Annotated in this window: 18 protein-coding genes and 1 pseudogene; 10 read left to right on the forward strand and 9 right to left on the reverse strand. The window is 42.9% G+C overall.

Features of this window, described 5'->3' with window-relative positions; all coding sequences use genetic code 11:
- Positions 1-134 precede the first annotated feature (134 nt).
- The 7 genes and pseudogenes from ndk (at position 135) to folE (ending at position 5,525) form a co-directional block, all read left to right on the forward strand.
- Positions 135-599 (forward strand): annotated as a pseudogene (gene ndk, locus A4V03_RS01590) (nucleoside-diphosphate kinase).
- A gap of 19 nt (positions 600-618) precedes the next feature.
- Complete coding sequence (locus A4V03_RS01595; RefSeq protein ID WP_065537695.1) at positions 619-1,488, forward strand: peptidoglycan DD-metalloendopeptidase family protein; 870 nt, start codon at positions 619-621, stop codon at positions 1,486-1,488.
- Positions 1,489-1,610: 122 nt separating this feature from the next.
- Complete coding sequence (locus A4V03_RS01600) at positions 1,611-2,153, forward strand: DUF1599 domain-containing protein (RefSeq protein ID WP_065537696.1); 543 nt, start codon at positions 1,611-1,613, stop codon at positions 2,151-2,153.
- On the forward strand, positions 2,143-3,501 hold the full coding sequence (locus tag A4V03_RS01605; protein WP_065537697.1) for a BT_3928 family protein: 1,359 nt from the start codon (positions 2,143-2,145) through the stop codon (positions 3,499-3,501). The genes A4V03_RS01600 and A4V03_RS01605 overlap by 11 nt, the downstream gene beginning before the upstream one ends.
- A 107-nt stretch (positions 3,502-3,608) precedes the next feature.
- Entirely contained in the window at positions 3,609-4,367 is a 759-nt protein-coding gene (tpiA, locus tag A4V03_RS01610) for a triose-phosphate isomerase (RefSeq protein ID WP_024987416.1), read from the forward strand.
- Between the two features lie 110 nt (positions 4,368-4,477).
- The gene (locus tag A4V03_RS01615; RefSeq protein ID WP_065537698.1) at positions 4,478-4,927 is read left to right on the forward strand and encodes an SPOR domain-containing protein; all 450 of its coding nucleotides are present in this window, start codon (positions 4,478-4,480) and stop codon (positions 4,925-4,927) included.
- A gap of 7 nt (positions 4,928-4,934) precedes the next feature.
- On the forward strand, positions 4,935-5,525 hold the full coding sequence (gene folE, locus A4V03_RS01620) for a GTP cyclohydrolase I FolE (RefSeq protein ID WP_004324710.1): 591 nt from the start codon (positions 4,935-4,937) through the stop codon (positions 5,523-5,525).
- Positions 5,526-5,638: 113 nt separating this feature from the next.
- On the opposite strand, the gene dnaG is transcribed toward folE, so the two are convergent.
- The 9 genes from dnaG to A4V03_RS01670 form a co-directional block, all read right to left on the reverse strand.
- Positions 5,639-7,717, reverse strand: coding sequence for a DNA primase (gene dnaG, locus A4V03_RS01625; RefSeq protein ID WP_065540234.1), 2,079 nt, complete (start codon positions 7,715-7,717; stop codon positions 5,639-5,641).
- A 180-nt stretch (positions 7,718-7,897) separates the two neighbouring features.
- Positions 7,898-8,671: a prephenate dehydrogenase gene (locus A4V03_RS01630; RefSeq protein ID WP_065537699.1), complete on the reverse strand. Its 774-nt coding sequence runs from the start codon at positions 8,669-8,671 to the stop codon at positions 7,898-7,900.
- A gap of 130 nt (positions 8,672-8,801) precedes the next feature.
- On the reverse strand, positions 8,802-9,863 hold the full coding sequence (locus A4V03_RS01635) for a bifunctional 3-deoxy-7-phosphoheptulonate synthase/chorismate mutase type II (RefSeq protein ID WP_065537700.1): 1,062 nt from the start codon (positions 9,861-9,863) through the stop codon (positions 8,802-8,804).
- Between the two features lie 108 nt (positions 9,864-9,971).
- Positions 9,972-11,150 carry a pyridoxal phosphate-dependent aminotransferase gene (locus A4V03_RS01640; protein ID WP_004307853.1) on the reverse strand — a complete coding sequence of 393 codons (1,179 nt, stop codon included), beginning with the start codon at positions 11,148-11,150 and terminating at the stop codon, positions 9,972-9,974.
- On the reverse strand, positions 11,125-11,973 hold the full coding sequence (locus A4V03_RS01645) for a prephenate dehydratase (RefSeq protein WP_065537701.1): 849 nt from the start codon (positions 11,971-11,973) through the stop codon (positions 11,125-11,127). Before A4V03_RS01645 ends, A4V03_RS01640 begins: the two co-directional genes overlap by 26 nt.
- A gap of 450 nt (positions 11,974-12,423) precedes the next feature.
- Positions 12,424-13,386, reverse strand: a complete 963-nt coding sequence (locus A4V03_RS01655; protein WP_065537702.1) for a tetratricopeptide repeat protein — start codon at positions 13,384-13,386, stop codon at positions 12,424-12,426.
- A 39-nt stretch (positions 13,387-13,425) separates the two neighbouring features.
- A complete protein-coding gene (locus A4V03_RS01660) occupies positions 13,426-15,330 on the reverse strand; it encodes a RecQ family ATP-dependent DNA helicase (RefSeq protein WP_065537703.1) in 1,905 nt (634 codons plus the stop codon).
- Positions 15,323-17,041, reverse strand: coding sequence for a single-stranded-DNA-specific exonuclease RecJ (gene recJ, locus A4V03_RS01665; protein WP_065540235.1), 1,719 nt, complete (start codon positions 17,039-17,041; stop codon positions 15,323-15,325). The genes A4V03_RS01660 and recJ overlap by 8 nt, the downstream gene beginning before the upstream one ends.
- Before the next feature lie 536 nt (positions 17,042-17,577).
- Positions 17,578-18,009, reverse strand: a complete 432-nt coding sequence (locus A4V03_RS01670; RefSeq protein WP_065537704.1) for an acyl-CoA thioesterase — start codon at positions 18,007-18,009, stop codon at positions 17,578-17,580.
- A 314-nt stretch (positions 18,010-18,323) separates the two neighbouring features.
- Here A4V03_RS01670 and A4V03_RS01675 point away from each other — a divergent pair, with 314 nt between their 5' ends.
- From A4V03_RS01675 to fmt, 3 genes are read left to right on the forward strand one after another with little or no spacing between them, the layout of a single operon-like run.
- On the forward strand, positions 18,324-18,887 hold the full coding sequence (locus A4V03_RS01675; RefSeq protein WP_065537705.1) for an L-threonylcarbamoyladenylate synthase: 564 nt from the start codon (positions 18,324-18,326) through the stop codon (positions 18,885-18,887).
- Complete coding sequence (locus A4V03_RS01680) at positions 18,888-20,681, forward strand: chloride channel protein (RefSeq protein WP_065537706.1); 1,794 nt, start codon at positions 18,888-18,890, stop codon at positions 20,679-20,681.
- Positions 20,682-20,714: 33 nt separating this feature from the next.
- Positions 20,715-21,686, forward strand: coding sequence for a methionyl-tRNA formyltransferase (gene fmt / locus A4V03_RS01685; protein WP_065537707.1), 972 nt, complete (start codon positions 20,715-20,717; stop codon positions 21,684-21,686).
- Positions 21,687-21,706: the final 20 nt, after the last annotated feature.

The following is a 21,706-nucleotide window of genomic DNA, read 5'->3' on the forward strand; positions in this document are numbered from 1 at the left end:
CAATTGCTCCCTCTTTTCGTACTAAGCATCTGAAAAATAGTTAATAACTCTCTTGCCTTTTCATAGGAAAATACTACCTTTGGGGGAATTTTTTTAGTAAATGTATTGTTTAACCATTTGCAAAGTCGAGTATTATGCTTGAAAAAACGCTGGTCATTTTGAAACCGTGTACCCTTCAGCGGGGATTGATTGGTGAGATTACTCATCGTTTTGAATGTAAAGGATTACGGTTGGCCGGCATGAAGATGATGCAACTGACTGATGAATTGTTAAGTGAACATTATGCCCACCTTAGCGGCAAACCTTTCTTTCAGCGTGTGAAAGATTCGATGATGGCAGCTCCTGTCATTGTTTGTTGTTTCGAAGGTGTGGATGCTATTCAAACAGTCCGTACGTTGGCGGGACCGACTAATGGACGTTTAGCTGCCCCTGGCACTATTCGCGGGGATTATAGTATGAGCTTTCAAGAAAATATCGTTCATACATCCGATTCTCCGGAGACTGCAGCTATTGAATTAACGAGATTTTTTTAACCGGAAGAAATATTCGATTACAGACAGGCTACATTCGATTACCTGTACGCAAACGATGAATATTAATTGAATTGACAAAGAAGGAATGAATTTTAGCATTATTAAAACAGGATTGGTCGCTGTTGCGGCTATGGTCAGTCTGAGCTCTTTCTCACAAGACCTGATTGCCCGCCAAGCACCGATAGACAAAAAATTAAAATCAGTAGACTCTTTGGCATTGCAGAAGCAAATTCGTGCCGAACAGTCTGAATATCCCGCCCTAAGTCTTTATCCAAACTGGAATAATCAGTATGTACATGCTTATGCAAATGCTATCATCCCCGAGACGTATACAATTGACTTGACAGGATTTCACATGCCGACCACAAGTACAAAAATAACTTCGCCTTTCGGACCTCGTTGGAGAAGAATGCATAATGGATTGGATTTGAAAGTGAATATAGGTGATACTATTGTAGCTGCTTTTGACGGGAAAGTACGTATCGTAAAATATGAGCGTAGAGGATATGGAAAATATGTCGTTATCCGTCATGATAATGGACTGGAAACTGTGTATGGTCATTTATCAAAACAATTGGTTGAAGAAAATCAATTAGTGAAAGCCGGAGAGGTAATCGGATTGGGTGGTAACACCGGACGTTCTACTGGTTCGCATCTTCATTTCGAAACCCGCTTTCTGGGGATTGCAATTAATCCGATTTATATGTTCGACTTCCCGAAACAAGATATCGTTGCCGATACTTATACGTTCCGCAAGGCAAAAGGTGTGAAGCGTGCTGGTTCTCATGATACTCAAGTGGCTGACGGTGCTATTCGTTATCATAAGGTGAAGAGTGGCGATACGCTGTCCCGCATTGCTAAGTTGCGTGGCGTATCAGTTAGTACACTTTGCAAACTGAACCGTATCAAACCGACTACTACTTTGCGCATCGGACAGGTTTTGCGTTGTTCATAAAAAATATAGCTTATAAAACAGTAATACAATATCTTTAGAAGAGGGCACTTTAATATAATTTAGAGTGCCCTCTTTCTGTTTTTACTTAATTATTGTTACCTTTGCGCACTATTTGGAAGAAGATGAAAGATACCAAGCAACAATTTGAACATGTCATCGCTTTGTGCCGTGACTTATTTTCCAAGAAGCTGCACGATTACGGACCTGCATGGCGTATCCTGCGTCCGGCTTCGGTGACTGACCAGATTTTTATTAAAGCCAATCGGATTCGTAGTATTGAAACCAAAGGAGTAACCCTGATTGACGAGGGAATCCGTGCTGAGTTTATTGCGATTGTCAATTATGGCATTGTCGGACTTATCCAGTTGGAACTAGGGTATGCCGAGTCTGCCGACATCAGTAATGAAGAAGCGATGGCTTTGTACGATAAGTATGCAAAAGAGGCATTAGAACTGATGCTTGCCAAGAATCATGATTATGATGAAGCTTGGCGGAGCATGCGTGTCAGCTCTTACACGGACTTGATTCTGATGAAAATCTACCGTACCAAGCAGATTGAGAGCTTGGCCGGCAATACATTGGTGTCAGAAGGTATTGATGCCAATTATATGGATATGATTAATTACTCTGTTTTCGGACTGATTAAGATAGAATTTGAAAGATAAGAACTTACATATCATTCAGGAGGTAGTGGCGAATATGTGTCGCTTTCTGTTGGCGGCATCGTTCATCTTTTCCGGATTTGTAAAGGCAGTTGATCCGCTGGGTTTCCAGTATAAGATACAGGATTATCTGACTGCATTCGGAATGGCTTCCTGGTTCCCTTCATTCTTCCCTTTATTGGGAGGTATCGTTTTATCCGCCGTTGAGTTTTTTATAGGTATCTCTTTGTTCTTTGCAACAAGAAGAACATTGGCTACCTCATTGGCTTTGATGCTGATGATTTTCATGACCCCACTGACCTTGTATCTTGCCATCTTTGATCCGGTTTCGGACTGCGGTTGTTTTGGTGATGCCTGGGTATTGACGAATTGGGAAACATTTGGAAAGAATATCATTCTGCTGTTTGCGGCAATAATGGCTTTCCGTCACAGGAGGATGCTGATTCGTTTTATCAGTGTGAAGATGGAATGGCTGGTTTCTCTTTATACACTGTTTTTTGTGTTTACTTTATCGTTCTATTGCCTGGACCGTTTGCCTGTTTTAGACTTTCGTCCTTACAAGATCGGAAAGAATATCCTGGAAGGAATGACAATGCTCGAAGGAGCCAAACCAAGCGTATATGAAAGCATCTTTATCCTGGAGAAGAACGGAGAGCAGAAAGAATTTACGTTGGATAACTATCCGGATAGTACCTGGACATTTGTCGATACGCGTACCATCCTTAAGGAAAAAGGATATGAACCGGCTATTCATGATTTTTCTATGATAGATCTGAATACGGGGGAAGATATAACAGACGATGTATTGACAGATATAGGATATACTTTCCTATTGGTTGCTCATCGCATTGAAGAGGCGGATGATAGTAACATTGATTTGATTAATGAGATATATGACTATTCGGTGGAGCATGGCTACAAATTTTATTGCCTCACTTCTTCACCGGAGGAACAGATAGAATTGTGGAAGGACAAGACAGGAGCCGAATATCCTTTCTGCCAAATGGATGATATAACATTGAAGACGATGGTTCGTTCCAATCCAGGGCTGATGTTGATTAAGAATGGAACCATTCTGAATAAATGGAGCGATGAGGATATACCGGATGAATACGTACTGACGGACAAACTGGAGAATCTGCCGCTAGGAAAGCAGAAAGTGAGCAGTGACGCTCATACGGTAGGATATGTCTTCCTGTGGTTTGTTATTCCATTGTTGTTAGTGCTTGGGGTGGATGTGTTGGTCGTTCGCCGCCGGGAACGGAAAACCGCGAAGCGGAAGCAACAAGAAAAAGAGATAAAAAGCAAAGAACCGGAAACAAAGAATCAAGGAATAGAAGAACAAGAATAAGAAAGTAAAAGATAACGAGCGACCCTCTGTAACGAACACTAACTTGAATCGTTCAATCGTCAATCGTCCAATCGTAAATTTATTAACCCTTTAAAATAAAAAACAAAATGAGAAAGAACATTGTTGCAGGAAACTGGAAAATGAACAAAACCCTTCAAGAGGGTATCGCTTTGGCTAAAGAACTGAACGAAGCATTGGCTAACGAAAAGCCTAACTGTGATGTAATCATCTGTACTCCGTTTATCCACCTGGCTTCTGTTACTCCGTTGGTAGACGCTGCTAAGATTGGTGTAGGTGCTGAAAACTGTGCCGACAAAGTATCAGGTGCTTATACAGGCGAAGTTTCTGCTGAAATGGTTGCTTCTACTGGTGCAAAATATGTAATTCTGGGACACTCTGAACGTCGTGCATACTACGGTGAAACAGTTGCTATCCTTGAAGAAAAAGTAAAATTGGCTTTGGCTAACGGTCTGACTCCGATTTTCTGTATCGGTGAAGTGTTGGAAGAACGCGAAGCTAACAAGCAGAACGAAGTAGTAGCCGCACAAATGGAATCTGTATTCTCTCTGTCGGCTGAAGACTTCTCTAAGATTGTATTGGCTTACGAACCGGTTTGGGCTATCGGTACAGGTAAAACTGCTTCGCCTGAACAGGCACAGGAAATCCATGCTTTCATCCGTTCTATCGTAGCTGACAAGTATGGCAAAGAAATCGCAGACAATACTTCTATCCTTTACGGTGGTAGCTGCAAACCTTCTAACGCTAAAGAACTGTTCGCTAACCCGGACGTTGATGGTGGTTTGATTGGTGGTGCTGCTCTGAAAGTATCTGATTTCAAAGGTATCATTGATGCTTTTAACGCATAATTAAAACTTCTTTCAGGCACGGATTTCACGGATTAAACGGTATAGTTTGGTCCAAGAGATTTTAAAAACTGTGTAACCCGCGTAATCCGTGCCTAAATATTGTTTATAGAATGAGAAAACTAGCTTTATTTACTTTGATGTTGGTATTGGCAGTTGTCGGTGTACAGGCACAGAGCATTGTCAAAAGTCTGGAACGTAACGTTCCGGGACAAGGAAAGGTGACTATTCATCAAGATCCCCGTATTGAGGCTCTGATAGGGATGGAACGTCCTGCAACAGGTGAACAGAAAGTAATAAAGACTTCCGGGTTCAGAATACAGGCGTATGCCGGTAATAATACTCGTCAGGCTAAGAATGATGCTTATCATGTAGCATCACGCGTCAAAGTGTATTTTCCGGAATTGACGGTATATACTTCGTTCAATCCACCTCGTTGGCTTTGTCGTGTAGGTGATTTCCGGAGCATTGAAGAGGCGGACGCAATGATGCGTCGGTTGAAGTCTACCGGTGTGTTCAAAGAGGTTTCTATTGTAAGAGACCAGATTAATATTCCTTTATAATTGTATCATGTTAGAAAAAGAAGAAATTGTTTCTCCGAATCTGGAGGAGTTGAAGAGTCATTATCGTAGTATTATAACTTTGTTGGGCGAAGATGCCGAACGGGAAGGGTTGCTGAAAACTCCGGAGCGTGTGGCTAAAGCAATGTTAAGTTTGACGAAAGGGTATCACATGGATCCTCATGAAGTGCTTCGCTCTGCTAAATTCCAGGAAGAATACAGTCAGATGGTGATTGTGAAAGATATCGATTTCTTCTCCCTTTGCGAACATCACATGTTGCCGTTCTACGGGAAGGCACACGTGGCTTATATTCCTAACGGCTATATCACTGGGTTGAGCAAGATAGCCCGTGTAGTCGATATATTCTCTCATCGCCTGCAAGTGCAGGAACGCATGACACTGCAAATCAAAGAGTGTATTCAGGAAACACTGAATCCGTTAGGTGTAATGGTGGTAGTGGAAGCCAAACACATGTGTATGCAGATGCGTGGTGTAGAAAAACAAAACTCTATTACTACTACTTCAGATTTTACTGGGGCTTTCAATCAGGCAAAAACTCGTGAAGAGTTTATGAATCTGATTCAACACGGGACTTTGTAGAGAAAACCTGGTAAGAAACGCTATTGGGTTTCGGTATCGGGGAAGGCAGGCTTCGGTATCGATGAAGAGGATGTGCGTTACCGATGAAGACATCTCACGGCACCGATGAGGAGTCATCGCAGAACAACCCTGTCACCCAATCGTTTTGCCATGATGCTTTGTACGGTCTTCAACTCATTAAAGCGTTTCATAAGCGAGTCACATTTTTCATTATCTTGGGCGAGAGCAGGATCTTGCAGGGCATAAAGCATGTGCTTCAATTCCTCTGTTACGATTGCATATTTGAAGTTAATCATTAACATCGGAACCATTTCATAGAGACGCTCTTCATCTGTTACGATCTTTTGGGATTTGGAGTGGTATTTACTAAGCTGATACCGCACATTAATCAAATCCACACTCAATTTACTGATTACCGGATCAGGATGTGCCAGGAAGTAACGTTCAGCAATGAAATTGGAATCATACATGTGTGCAGCAGCTTCCGATAACATTTGGCGGTGCAACGGATTATGAAAAGCTAACTCATCTTCTTTCAAATCATTAATCACATATTCTATAACGGTTACCGGAATCTCGTTTCCTTCTTCATCAGTCAGGTTACACATGATTTTTTCTCCATAACGAACTACCGCTTGTAATATCAGCCGTTCGAATTTGTAGAATTCTTGTCCTTCCTTTCCTTCCTGGGGGATAAAAGATGCATAGTTGTCTTCCTGCAGAGCGGGAGGAACCTCTGTATATCCGTTATCTATTTCAGGGGACAACGGAATATCTCCGTTGGGCATCGGAGCATTTTCAGGCGGTGTCCCTTGAGACATTGTAGCTGTTCTTTCAGCCATCCGGCGTTCCCGTTCCGTTTGTTCAGCTCGTTTCTCTGCTTGAGTTTCCCGTCGTTTGGCAACTTCCGATACCAGTAACTTATCTTCTATATGAAGTAACTGTGCACATTCTTTGATATAGACATCTCTGACAATTGCTTCCGGGATAACAGAAATACTTTGCACCAAATTGCCAATCAGTTCCGCACGCTTGATGGGATCTTTTCCTGCATCCTCCAGCAGCAAGTTTGTTTTGAAGCGGATAAAGTCCGTTTCATGTTCGGAGATGAAAGCTTGGAATTCCGTTGAGTTATGTTTGCGGGCAAAAGAGTCCGGGTCGTCCCCATCGGGAAGAAGACAGACTTTGATATTCATACCTTCCTCCAACAACATGTCAATTCCCCGGATAGAGGCCTTGATACCCGCTGCGTCACCGTCGTAAAGCACAGTCATGTTGTTGGTGAACCGGTGAATCATACGGATTTGTCCCGATGTAAGGGCGGTTCCCGAAGAAGCAACCACATTCTCTATACCGGATTGATGCATGGAGATTACATCCGTGTAACCTTCAACCAAAAAACAACGGTCTTGTTTTACAATAGCCTGTTTGGCAAAATATATACCGTATAATTCGTTACTTTTATGATAGATTTCCGATTCGGGTGAATTGACGTATTTTACTTTAACCCCTTTCGTTGCACTGGCAAGTACACGTCCGCCAAAAGCCACCACTTTACCGGAAAGCGTATGGACAGGGAAAATCACACGTCCCCAAAAACGATCCCGCAATCGGTGGTCATCCGTTTCGTAGCAAAGTCCGGTTTTTACCAGATACTCTTTTTTATATCCTTTTTGGATTGCCTCTTTGGCGAATGCATCGTGACTTTCAGTACAGTAGCCTAATTGGAATTTCTCAATAATGTCGTCGCGAAAGCCACGGTTGCGGAAATAAGCCATACCGATGCTACGCCCGTCTATATGATTTTTTAGTATGTTCTGGAAATAATCGCGCGCAAAGTTATTGACGATAAACAGACTTTCGCGTTCGCTTTGCACAAACTTCTCTTCATCACTTAATTCCCGCTCTTTGATTTCAATATTGTATTTCTTGGCAAGGTACTTCAGCGCTTCCGGATATGACATCTGCTCGTGCTCCATAATGAAATGCACTGCGTTTCCACCTTTTCCACAAGCAAAACATTTGCATAATCCTTTGGCGGGAGAGACATAAAAAGAAGGGGTTTTATCACTGTGGAACGGACACAAACCGACGTAATTGACACCACGTTTGCGCAGGGTGACAAAATCCGAAACGACATCCATAATTTGTGCCGCGTCCAATATCCGGTCTATGGTAACTTGATCTATCATTCTTTCTCCTGTGAATCCGTTTTTGCGGATACAAAGGTACACATAAAAAAATCCCCTGCAAACAAAAAAGTATGCAGAGGATCGTTAAATCTTGCCTATATAAAGGATGGTTCTGTAACCGGAGAGGTACATGGAAGATTATTATTTCCCCTGATCCCTCTCTATATAATAGATAATGGATTATTTAATCTTCTCCCGAATCTTAGTCAGATACTTTTTCATTCCTTCCGCATCTTTGTTCTCAATAATTTCGAGAAGATTTTTCAACTCTGTGCGGATATTGGCTACCTGTCCCGGAGTGCGTGGGTTGAACAGGATTTCCTGAAGCAGGTAGTCGTCTTCGCTTAATAGGCCTTTGGCAATTGCCATGTGTTTTTTGAACGTAGTTCCCGGAGCTTCCTGATGTTTCATTACGGCAGCAAATACAAAAGTCGATACGAACGGAATAGAAAGCGAGTAGGCTACTGTTTCGTCGTGTTCGTCGAACGTATATTCGAAGATGTTTAAACGCAATGTCTGATAGAGATCTTTGAAGAATATTTTTCCCAGATGGTCTCCTTCACTGATGATGATGGCATTCTCGTTGCTTAGGTTACTAAGACTAGCAAAAGTAGGACCAAACATCGGGTGGCTGGAGACATAACGGAAACCGCTTTCTTCATAAAACTTCTTCAGTCCTGTTTTTACAGAGGCAATGTCACTAATGATACAGTCTTTCGGTAACACAGGCAATACTTTATGAAAGGCATCCAGCGTGTACTTCACTGTAACGGCATTAATAACCAGTTCCGGTTCAAAGTCCTTAATTTCCTCCAATGTGGTGAAACGATACGTGTTATAGACAAAACGCAACTGGTGCGGGTTGACGTCGAACACGGCCGTCTCATGTTGAAAGCTTAATATATCAGTAAAGAAAGAGCCCATTTTGCCGGCTCCAAGGATTAATATTCTCATAATATTTATTTAAAAATCCTTTCCCTGACCCTCTCCCAAGGAGAACAGACTAAAAGTTACTCTTGTCAATATGAACAGGAGGTTACTTTCTTTCCTCTCTTTGGAAGAGGGTTAGGGGAGAGGCTGCTTTTTATTTATTAATAATTTCCATCTGTTGACGAACCGATTCTTCGTGGATGGCTTCGAAAATTTTCTTCATAAACTCGCTGTCCATACCACACTGTTCGCCCTGCGCGCCACGTTTTTCCAAGATTTCATTGTAACGTCCGGCTTGAAGAACGGTGATTCCATGCTCTTTTTTGTAAGTACCGATTTCGCGGGCTACGCGCATTCTTTTTGATAGCTCCTGAATGATATTGTCGTCGCATTCGTCAATTTGTTTACGGAGTTGTGACAGACTTTCAGTAGATTGCGTATCAGTACGGATCACCAGCAGATTGAGGATATAGTCGAGTACATCCGGAGTGACTTGTTGAGAAGCATCACTCCAAGCACAGTCCGGGTTACAGTGGCTTTCTACGATCAGACCATCGAAGTTCAAGTCCATCGCCTGTTGGCAAAGCGGAGCTACTAACTCGCGTTTTCCACCGATATGACTCGGATCACAGAAAATCGGAAGATTAGGGATACGGCGGCGCAGTTCGATAGGAATATGCCATTGGGGAAGATTACGGTAGATCTTCTTGTCATAGCTGCTGAAGCCACGATGGATAGCACCCAGGCGTTTCAAACCAGCGTTGTTGATACGTTCCAGTGCTCCGATCCATAATTCGAGATCCGGGTTCACCGGGTTCTTAACCAATACAGGGATATCAACACCTTTCAGCGCATCGGCGATTTCCTGTACGGCGAAAGGATTGGCAGTGGTACGTGCGCCTACCCAAAGAATATCAATACCCGCTTTCAGACATTCGTAAACATGTTTGGCTGTTGCTACTTCCGTAGAAACATACATTCCTGTTTCTTTCTTTACCTCTTTCAACCAGGCAAGCCCTTCTACGCCGATACCTTCGAAACCTCCCGGTTTGGTACGCGGTTTCCAAATGCCGGCACGATATATTTTCTGTCCTTTTGCAGCCAGTTGTTTGGCTGTATCCATTACTTGTTCTTCAGTTTCTGCGCTACAAGGGCCGGCAATAACAATCGGTCTTTTAGCTTCAATGCCCGGTAATAAAATTGATTCGAGTTCCATATTCTTATTTGTTTTTATTCTTTTAATAACTTGTTTTCGTTGAATTTGTTCTGTCTCATTATGCTGCTGTTTTCTTCTCTTTTTCTTTGAAGAGAGAACAACAGAAACCTATATTCTTTTTATTCTTTCCAGTGCTTCCGCCAGTTTATTGTCTTTGCAACAAAGAGAGATACGAATATATCTTGCTCCGTTACTGCCGAAAATAAATCCCGGAGTGATAAACACTCTTGCTTCATGCAGCACCTTTTCCGTCAGTTCCTCTACATCCTTGCAGGAAGCGGGAATCTTTCCCCAAAGGAACATTCCTACTTGCTTTTCATCGTAGGTGCATCCCAATGTTTTCATAATCTCACCGGCGAGGTGACGACGGTTGCGATAGTTTTCGTTATTGCCTTCATACCAGTCTGCTTCTGCTTCAAGAGCAGTTGCTGCAGCCAGTTGCATGGCACGGAACATACCGCTGTCGATATTACTTTTCACTTTCAATATCCATTGCACGAATTCTGCGTTCGACGCCAACATACCGATACGCCAGCCGGGCATATTGTGACTTTTGCTCATAGAGTTGAACTCGATGCAACAGTCTTTGGCTCCCGGCACACTTAGAATACTGATAGGCTTATCGTTCAGGATAAAGCTGTATGGATTGTCGTTCACAATCACGATATTCTTTCGGCGGGCAAAATCAACAAGGCGCTCATAGATTTCCGGAGTAGCATTGGCTCCTGTCGGCATATTCGGGTAGTTGGTCCACATCAGTTTTACACGACTAAGATCCATCTTTTCCAGTGCCTCAAAGTCAGGCATCCAACCGTCTTCTTCTTTCAGGTCATAGTTGATAACTTCCGCGCCAAGTATCTTACTTAAAGAAGTATAGGTGGGGTATCCCGGATTCGGGACTAACACCTGCTCACCCGGATTGACAAATGCCAGCGTAACATGGAGGATTCCTTCTTTTGAACCGATCAATGGTTGTATTTCCGTATTCGGATTCAGTTCCACTCCGTACCAGCGTTGATACCAATTGGCGAAACCTTTGCGCAGTTCGGGGATACCTACATACGGTTGATAACCGTGTCCGTTAGGATCATGAGCATTGTTGCACAATGTTTCGATGGTTTCCCTTGAAGGAGGCATATCGGGGCTTCCGATACCGAGGCTGATGACATCTTTTCCTTCAGCATTCATCTGTGCTACCTCTTTAAGTTTCTTTGAGAAGTAGTATTCGCTAACGCTTGCCAATCTGTCGGCAGGAGCGATTTTATACGTTTGACTTTCCTTCTGCATATTCGCCTAATAATTTAAGTTCTTTGGTTAATGGAGTGATTGCGGTAATAGATTGCTTGTATCTTAGATAATCGTTGAAAGCTACATCTACGTAAAATTGGTATTCCCATTCCCGTCCGATGATTGGTAACGATTGGATTTTTGTCAGATTGATATTATAGAACGATAGAATAGACAAAACCTGCGACAGACTGCCTTCCGTGTGCGGAAGAGTGAATACCATACTTGCCTTGTTGGTTGCGTTGACATGATGTTGGCGGAGTTCGTCCACTTGCCAGGGATCGGCAACTACCAGAAAACGGGTGAAGTTGTGTTTGTTCGTTTCAATGCCTTCCTGAAGAATTTTCATGCCGTAACGTTCGGCTGCTGCTTTGGAGCAGATGGCGGCATGGCCTTTCAGATTTTCATTCTTGATGATTTCCGCGCTGCGGGCAGTATCTTCACCTTCCACTACTTTCAACTGTGGATGTTGATGCAGAAATTCGCGACATTGCATCAGGGCGATAGGGTGGGAGTTGACTTCAGTCAGGTCTTCCCAACTCTCATCAGGGAGACAGACGAAGCTGTGCGAGATACGCAGTTTGTATTCACCAATGATTTGTGTGCCGCTTTGTCGCAGCAACTCATTGTTGTGCAGCAAGCTTCCTGCAATCGTATTCTCGATGGCTAGCATTCCGATAACCTGGCTATCTTTTCGTATCGAAGTAAACACGTCTTCGAAGTTGGCACAACAGATTAACTCTATTTCTTCTCCCTCGAAGTACTTGTGTGCGGCGATATCATGATATGAGCCGAGTGTTCCTTGAATTGCTATCTTTTTCATTGTTCTAATGTATTATATAAAAAAATCCCGCGTCCATATTGGAGCGGGATTTATATGATTGATTTCTCTATTCAGTCCTTAAGCATCACTGTCACTTGATACATACAAACTCCCGCTCTACTTTGTTGCTAAAGTAAAAGTAAAAAAAGAAGTAATATGCATAAGTAAATGATTTCATTCGAATCTTTGTTTTTTGCTTTGGTTTCTAATTCTGGGGCAAAAGTAATAATTTTCTGTTAGATGCAAATAAAAAACGATATTTTTTTTGTTTTTTCATCTAAAAAGGATGAAAAAGGTATAAGATATAGGGAGGATTAAACGGAATGTTTCTGGATTGTAGAATTGAGTCCTTTTTAGTTAGATCCCTATATATAAAAGTAGTGGTCGTTTCCAAAATAGAAACGACCACTACTTTTATGATATATCTTACAAAACAATCAAAAAAAACAATCAAAAGATTCCCGGCAGTGCCTCCGGTTTCGGTCCCAAGTTTTTGAATTCTCCGTTCAGACCAGCTTCCTCCTTCGGATTCAGTTCCAAAGATTTCTTCATGTCCTCTACAGAACCATCTTTATCGCCATTCAGCAATTTAGCACGTCCGCGTTCTTTGTAGGCATCTGCAAAGTTCGGATTCAGTTCGATGGCTTCATCAAACAATCTGATGGCTTCCGTCAGCTTCTTCTGATTGATATAAAGTTGTCCTAAGTAAAGGTAAGCCTGTTCGTTGAACGGGTTTATTTCCGTCACCAGTTTGTAATCCTCTTCCGCTTCTTCGCCCTGGCCGTTGGATTCTTTCACTTTTCCACGCAGGAGCATGGCAGTTTCTTCCTCCGGATTTTGGGCAAGTACAGTGTCTATATCCTCCATCATTTCTTTATACTGTTTCAGGTTCAGCAAAGCTTCTGCACGTAACAGGCGGGCTTCGATGAAATCGTCTTTCAAAGTGATCGCTTTGGTGAGATGGGCAATGGTCATTAGCTCGTCGTTTTGTCCCTTGCGGGCTTTTCCTAGCAGATAATGAGCTACGGCATTCGCTTCCTCAATGGCAATTGCTTTATGGGCAGCCTCTTCCATGGCCTGATAATCTTCCTGGATAAAGCATACATTTGCCAGTGTCAGGAAAGTACTCGTGAGGTGAGGTTCCATGGCAGCCATTTTTTCCAACAGTTCGCGGGCTTTTGCCGTTTCTCCCATTTGAATGTAGAGTTGGCTAAGATAACCCATTGTTTCAAACTCTTCCTGGATGGCAAGAGCTTCTGTAAAACATTTTACTGCATAATCCGGACGTCCCATGCGTTGCGCACGTAAACCGTCGTATTTGAAAATCTCGAAATTTTTCTGATCGTTTTTCTGTTTTTCACTTTCTGGAGTTTCCGACTTACCGGAGAAGAAAGATTTAAAAAAGTTCGGCATGGTTGTGTTATTTTTGAGTTACCTTGCAAAGGTAGTAACTTATTTTGAAATATGTATCATTCCATTCTGCATCTTCCACTCACCTTCCTCCAATAAATATTGGATGACTTCACTGACTCTCTCTTTCTCCGCTTCTATTTTCTCGGCTATTTCTGCCGGCGTATGCGGTTTTTGGGCAAGTAATTCTGCTATTTTCTTTTTCAGTTCTTCAAGAGACTCCCCGGTCAGCGTATCTGTTGCACGGTGACTAAGGCAAACATCACATTGTCCGCAGTTATGCTCGTTTTTCTCTCCGAAGTAGCGGAGCAGCATCCGGCTTCGGCACACATTCTCCGAAATGACATATTCTTCCATCGCCTTGATGCGAGCTTCATACCGGGCTTTACGCTCTTCGTAGACAGCAGGGGGGATGTGGACAAAACGAAGTTCCTGCCGTTCGCGCGTATATATAATATAAGGAGTCTTTTTGTGCGGAATATAATCTACGATGCGACGTTTGGTAAGCGTGACCAATATGTTATAAATCTGTTCACGGGTCAGTCCGGTACGTACGGACAGGGTGGCTTCGCTGATATAGGCATAATCGGTGAACACTCCGGTGTACGAACGGAGAATCATCTGTATCAGAGCTTCCGCTTCCGTTCCCATTTCCCGCAGTTTGTACAGTTCGTCCCGGCGAATCGTAAAAAGAATACGGGAAGCGTTGTCCTGCTCGTCCGTATATTCCAGATAACCGGCTTGAGTCAGTATCTTCAGCGCACTGTCTACTGGAACCGGGAAGTATTTGAACTTCCGGCAAAACTCTTCCAGATTAAATTCGCGGACACATTGGAAACCGTCGCCCATTGCCATCTGATAGTAATATTGCAGATGCTCGTACACATTGAGGATATATTCTTTATCGGGAAAAGTATCCACTACACGCTTGTGTAACGTCGTTCTGTCCGTTTTAGTATATAAGATTACAGCATACGCTTTCTTACCGTCTCTTCCTGCACGTCCGGCTTCCTGAAAATAGGCTTCAGGAGAATCGGGGAGGTCGAGATGCAATACGATACGCACATCGGGCTTATCAATCCCCATGCCAAAAGCATTGGTAGCTACCATCACACGAACTTCGCCGCTTTGCCAACGTTTTTGACGGAGGTCCTTTACGGCATTATCCAGTCCGGCGTGATAAAAGTCGGCGGTGATATCTTCATTTACCAGTAATTCGGTGATTTCTTTGGTTCGTCGTCTGTTGCGGACATAGATAATGGCGCTGCCCGGTACCTTTCGTAAGATATGCAACAGTTCTTGAGTCTTGTTATCTGTTTGCCGTACCATATACGCCAGGTTTTTCCGCTCGAAACTCATGCGGAAAACATTCTCTTCACGGAAATCCAAGCGAGCTTGAATATCTTTCACCACTTCCGGAGTGGCGGTGGCGGTAAGTGCCAGTACCGGAATTCCCGGTAACAGTGCCCGTATCTCGGCAATTTTCAGGTAAGCGGGGCGGAAGTCATATCCCCATTGTGAGATACAGTGACTTTCGTCAACCGTAATCATAGAGACTTTCATCGACCGCAGTTTGGTGCGGAATATGTCCGTGTCCAGACGTTCCGGAGAAATATAAAGGAATTTGTAATCACCAAAGATGCAGTTTTCAAGTGCAGTGAGAATTTCCTGCCGCGTCATGCCGGAATATACGGCAAGAGCTTTGATACCGCGTTTGCGGAGGTTCTGCACTTGGTCCTTCATCAGGGCGATGAGCGGAGTAATGACAATGCAAATCCCTTCCTGGGCGAGAGCAGGCACTTGAAAGGTGATGGACTTACCGCCTCCGGTAGGCATGAGCCCCAGTGTATCTTTGCCTTCGCCGATACTGGTGATGATCTCCTCCTGCAAGTCGCGGAAGGAGTCATATCCCCAATATTGTTTTAATATCTCCTGATACTTATTCAATCGGTTTTATATCCTCGATTTGAAGTTGAACTTCGCCACGCTTGTGCGTGTTTTCTTCAATAGTGTAACAGATGTCGAACGAACGTTTCGTTTTGATATAGCGCACGTGCGAACTCTGTCCGAACGCGATGCCGTTCATTACATTATTCGATTTATTATCAACCAGTTCGAGCTTGATATGTTCCTGGTCGCGTCCCACTACTTTACTCGTTCCATAATCATAGACGTGATGAGTACAGAAAATGGGTTTCGTGTTGTCGGGGCCGAAAGGGTTAAACTTCTTCAGGTCGTTGAAGAACTTGGAAGAAATATCCCTGAAGTCGATTTCAGCATCAATCTCGATGACGGCACTGGTTTGTTCCGGCAGGATATGCTGTGAAACGTAGTCTTCGAACCGTTTGGTAAAAGCACCCACATTCTCCACTTTCATTGATAGTCCGGCGGCGTATGTATGTCCTCCGAAGTTTTCCAGCAGGTCGCGGCAATGCTCGATTGCTTTATATACGTCGAAGCCGGAAACAGAACGTGCGGAGCCTGTCGCCATGTCATCCGTCCGTGTCAGTACCACGGCAGGGCGGTAGTACACTTCCGTCAGGCGGGAAGCTACGATACCGATTACTCCTTTGTGCCATTCTTCGTTGTAGAGCACAATAGAGCGGCGGTCGGCTAATCCTTCCAGATTGGCAACGATGTTGTTTGCTTCTTCCGTCATACTCTTGTCGAGGTCTTTCCGGGTTTCGTTGTACTGGTTGATTTGTCCGGCTTTCTCAAGTGCCGCCGAGAAGTCTTTTTCCGTCAGCAGGTCTACTGCTTCTTTTCCGTTCTGGATACGTCCCGACGCATTGATGCGCGGTCCGATTTTAAACACAATATCGCTGACGGTGATTTCTTTTTCAGAAAGTCCGCATACATCGATAATGGCCTTCATGCCGATACTCGGGTTACTGTTCAGTTGTTTCAGACCGTGGTAGGCGAGAATACGGTTTTCACCCATAATTGGAACGATGTCCGATGCGATACTCACGGCTACGATGTCGAGCAACGGAATCAGATGATGGAATTCGATGCCGTTACTAATGGCGAACGCCTGCATAAACTTGAAACCGACTCCACAACCGGAAAGGTGGGTGTACGGGTACGTGTTGTCCAGGCGTTTGGCGTTCAATATAGCTACGGCAGGCGGGAGAATATCATCCGGCACGTGATGGTCGCAGATGATAAAGTCAATCCCTTTTTCTTTGGCATACGTAATTTCCTCTACTGCTTTTATTCCGCAATCGAGTACAATAATCAGTCCCACACCGGTTTCAGCGGCGTAGTCCACTCCTTTTTTAGAAATGCCATACCCTTCGTTGTATCGGTCGGGTATGTAGTAATCAAGGTTCGAATAGAACTGTTGAATAAACTTGTAGACCAATGCCACGGCAGTAGTACCGTCTACGTCATAATCTCCATAAATTAGAATACGTTCTTTCTTTCCCATCGCCCTGTTCAGACGTTCTACTGCAATATCCATGTCCTTCATCAGGAACGGATCGTGCAGGTCGGGCAACTGCGGGCGGAAAAACTTCTTGGCATCTGCTGCCTTCGTAATTCCCCGCTGTACCAAAAGTTGTCCAAGAATCGGGCTAATCCCTAATTCCTGGGCCAATGTCTGGCTTGTCTCTGCCTGTTCGGGTGTAATGGGTCGATAATTCCATTTGTGATTCATTTTATATATTGTTTTTTCTTTTTCTGTTCTCAAGGGTTGCGAAAGGCACTTCTTCCCAACAAGGGGTAAAAGTACGAAAAAAAGCGGAAGTGTATAGTAGATAAGACGAAAATATTTCAAGGGCAGTGGAAAACCGGAATGTTTTCAGAATGAACCGCCATGAGAACAAATCTATATAAATAGCCGATACGTTGAATATTAGCGTCAAAGGTGCCTTGCCTGGTTTCTAATCTAATACTACTTTACTTCCAATTAGTTAATAGATAATTTCTTTTGCATTAATACTAAACTTTTTCTTCATTAGCGGCAAACTTGTTTTTGGTTAATATTAAACTATAAATGCAAGTTCCGTTTTTATAATCAAAGCTTGCATTTATAAAAACGGAACTTGCATTTATATAATCAAAGCTTGCGTTTATAGTTTATAATTAAGCAAATAAAACTTTGCTGTTAGACTAAAGCAAGTTTGCATCTGATAAACAGCAACTTTTCTATTAATAGGTAAGGGGAGAAGAAGCAGTACTTTTCAAATCTATCTATGCTTTTTGCAAGTCCCGTTCTTCATATTTGCAGATTGCTTCTATCCATTCCTTTGTCAGTGGCATGGATTCATGTTTTTCAAGGTCGAAAGTAACCATAACAGACTTGCAGATACATTTTACTTCCTCCGTTTCTGTGTCGATAACCCGTTGGATCAGGTGAAAGCTTTTGGTACCTATCTTAGAAACAGCAGTCTGTACGGCGATATGGTCGGATGCGAATATCTGCTTGACGAAATCCGCTTCGATGTGGACAACAACAATTCCGATCTTTTCCCAATCTACTCCGGGGCATACTGAAGCAAAGTATTCAGTCTTTCCTAAGTCGTAAAAGGAGAAGTAAACAGTGTTGTTGACGTGACCAAATTTGTCTACATCATTGAATCGCAATTGGATAGGTAATATGTGATGAAATACGATTTCTTCCATTGTTTTCTCTTAAACATTTTAAATTTGACACAAAAATGGCGCTTTTGCTTTCTTGCTTGAATTTGAGGCAAAGATAGAGAATTCTAATGATTCTGCTTTTGGAGATAAGGAAGAATTTCGTTAATAATCGTTTAAAGCGGAGTCTGGGGATGCTTCTCCTGTTAGGGAAACAAGCTTGTAATCATGTAATGGATAAATTATTGTCTGCCAATAGTTGATTTTAAAGGGTAATTTAAAAACGTCAGGATAGATTTCACTAAATGGAATAAATATGTTATTTTTGCGTCTTGTTCTTAACGGAAATTAATCAAGGAATGATAGAAGATATTAAAAAAGCCTGTCAGGTGATGAATGAAGGAGGAGTGATCCTTTATCCCACTGATACCGTATGGGGTATAGGCTGTGACGCGACTAATGAGGAGGCTGTACGCCGGGTGTATGAGATAAAGAAACGTGCTGACAGTAAAGCTATGTTGGTGTTGGTGGACTCTTCGGTTAAAGTAGATTTTTATGTACAGGATGTACCTGATGTAGCATGGGACTTGATTGAAGTTGCCGACAAGCCGTTGACGATTATTTATTCCGGAGCACGTAATTTAGCACCTAATTTGCTTGCCGAAGATGGCAGTGTAGGGATTCGTGTGACGAATGAAGATTTTTCCAGAAGGCTCTGTCAACAGTTCCGTAAAGCAATTGTTTCTACTTCGGCTAATGTCAGCGGGCAGCCGGGTGCTGCTAATTTTAGTGAAATCAGTGATGAAATCAAATCGGCGGTAGATTATATCGTTGGCTTTCGTCAGGATGATATGAATAAGCCGAAACCCTCAAGCATCATTAAGTTGGGAAAAGGTGGAGTGATAAAGATAATTCGCGAATAAATGAAAGAAGAGAAACTTAGTTTATTGCAGCGTTGCATCAAATGGCGGGAAGCAAACATAAAGGAGAAGCAATTTATCCTGATATTAAGTTTTCTGGTCGGAATCTTCACAGCGTTTGCAGCTTTGGTATTGAAGTTCTTTATCCATCAGATACAGAATTTCTTGACTGATAATTTTAATGTAACGGAAGCCAACTACCTGTATCTGGTATATCCGGTTGTCGGTATTTTCCTTGCAGGTTGGTTTGTGCGTAATATTGTAAAAGATGACATCAGTCATGGGGTCACCAAAATTCTATATGCCATCTCCCGTAGACAAGGGCGTATCAAGCGACATAATATCTGGTCGTCTACTATCGCTAGTGCCATAACTATCGGATTTGGTGGATCGGTCGGAGCAGAGGCACCGATTGTACTGACAGGTTCGGCAATCGGTTCCAATCTCGGGAGCGTGTTTAAGATGGAACATCGCACGTTGATGCTGCTCGTAGGTTGTGGTGCGGCAGGTGCCATTGCCGGTATTTTTAAAGCTCCGATTGCGGGACTGGTATTTACCTTGGAAGTGCTGATGATTGACTTAACCATGTCTTCTTTGCTTCCCCTGCTGATTTCTGCTGTGACAGCAGCAACTGTTTCGTACATAGTCACCGGTACGGAGGCAATGTTTAAGTTCCACCTCGATCAGCCGTTTGAATTGGAACGTATTCCTTACGTTATCTTGCTGGGAATTTTTTGCGGACTGATTTCGTTATACTTCACACGTGCCATGAACTCGGTAGAAGGTGTTTTTGGCAAACTCAATAACCCTTACAAGAAACTGGCTTTCGGTGGTGTGATGCTGAGTGTATTGATTTTCCTTTTCCCGCCTCTTTATGGTGAAGGATATGATACGATTAATCTTTTGTTGAATGGAACGTCTGCCGAAGAGTGGGATACGGTCATGAACAACTCTATGTTTTATGGTTATGGCAATTTATTGCTGGTTTATCTGATGCTGATTATCTTGCTGAAAGTATTTGCTTCCAGCGCAACGAACGGTGGCGGTGGTTGTGGTGGTATCTTTGCTCCTTCGCTTTATTTGGGATGTATTGCCGGTTTTGTTTTCTCTCATTTTAGCAATGACTTTGCTTTCTCCCCTTATTTGCCGGAGAAGAATTTCGCATTGATGGGAATGGCGGGAGTCATGAGTGGTGTCATGCATGCTCCATTGACAGGAGTGTTCCTGATAGCTGAACTGACAGGTGGGTATGATTTATTTCTTCCGTTGATGATCGTATCTGTAAGTTCATATCTGACAATTATTGCTTTCGAACCTCATAGTATCTATTCGATGCGTTTGGCTAAGAAGGGACAATTGCTGACACATCACAAGGATAAAGCTGTGTTAACGCTGATGAAAATGGAAAACGTGGTGGAGAAAGATTTCGTTGTCGTACACCCGGAAATGGATTTGGGGCAACTGGTGAAGGCAATCGCAGCTTCCCATCGAAATGTCTTTCCGGTGACAGATAAGAAAACGGGTGAATTGTTGGGAATTGTATTGCTCGATGATATTCGTAACATCATGTTCCGGCAGGAACTTTATCATCGTTTCACTGTTAATAAATTGATGACATCTGCTTCTGCCAGGATTATCGATACGGATGGAATGGAGCAAGTAATGCAAACGTTTGATGATACGAAAGCCTGGAATCTTCCGGTCGTAGATGAGGAGGGGCGCTATCAGGGATTTGTCTCTAAATCAAAGATATTTAATTCGTATCGTCAAGTGCTGGTACATTTTTCTGAAGACTAATCCGTACCTTAGTAATGATAACATATTTAGAATATGAAGAAAGAAGATTTAAGAATAGTATATATGGGGACTCCCGATTTTGCGGTAGAGACCCTGCGTCAATTGGTAGAAGGCGGTTATAATGTAGTAGGTGTGATTACGATGCCCGATAAACCTGCCGGACGCGGACATAAGATTCAATATTCTCCTGTCAAACAATATGCGCTCGAACAGAATTTACCGTTGCTTCAACCGGAAAAGTTGAAAGATGAGGTTTTTGTGGAAGCGTTGCGTGAATGGAAAGCCGATTTGCAGATTGTAGTTGCTTTCCGTATGTTGCCGGAAGTGGTATGGAATATGCCGCGCCTGGGTACATTTAATCTTCATGCTTCTTTACTTCCTCAATATCGTGGAGCTGCTCCTATCAACTGGGCGGTTATCAACGGTGATACGGAAACCGGGATTACAACTTTCTTTTTGAAGCATGAAATAGATACCGGAGAGGTCATTCAACAGGTGTGCGTACCTATTGCAGATACGGATAATGTAGAAGTGGTACATGATAAATTGATGATGTTGGGAGGAAAACTGGTTCTTGAAACAGTAGATGCTATACTGAATGGAACGGTCAAAACGATTTCCCAAGAAGAAATGGCAGTTGTCGGTGAACTTCGTCCTGCTCCGAAGATATTTAAAGAAACTTGCCGGATTGACTGGAACCAGCCGGTGAAGAAGATCTACGATTTTATTCGTGGACTATCACCTTACCCCGCTGCTTGGAGTGAACTGATTGCTTCCGAAAAAGCAGAAAGTGTGGTCGTGAAAATATTTGAAAGTGAGAAGGTTTACGAATCACATCAATTGGCTGCTGGAACAATCGTGACTGATGGCAAGAAATTTATGAAAGTAGCAGTACCGGATGGATTTGTATCTGTTCTTTCTTTGCAATTACCTGGTAAAAAACGACTGAAAACAGATGAGTTACTTCGTGGTTATCACCTGGAAGATGGGTGCAAGATGAAGTGATCTGACAATAAGATAGAATA

This window comes from Bacteroides caecimuris (assembly GCF_001688725.2).
Taxonomy (GTDB): domain Bacteria; phylum Bacteroidota; class Bacteroidia; order Bacteroidales; family Bacteroidaceae; genus Bacteroides; species Bacteroides caecimuris.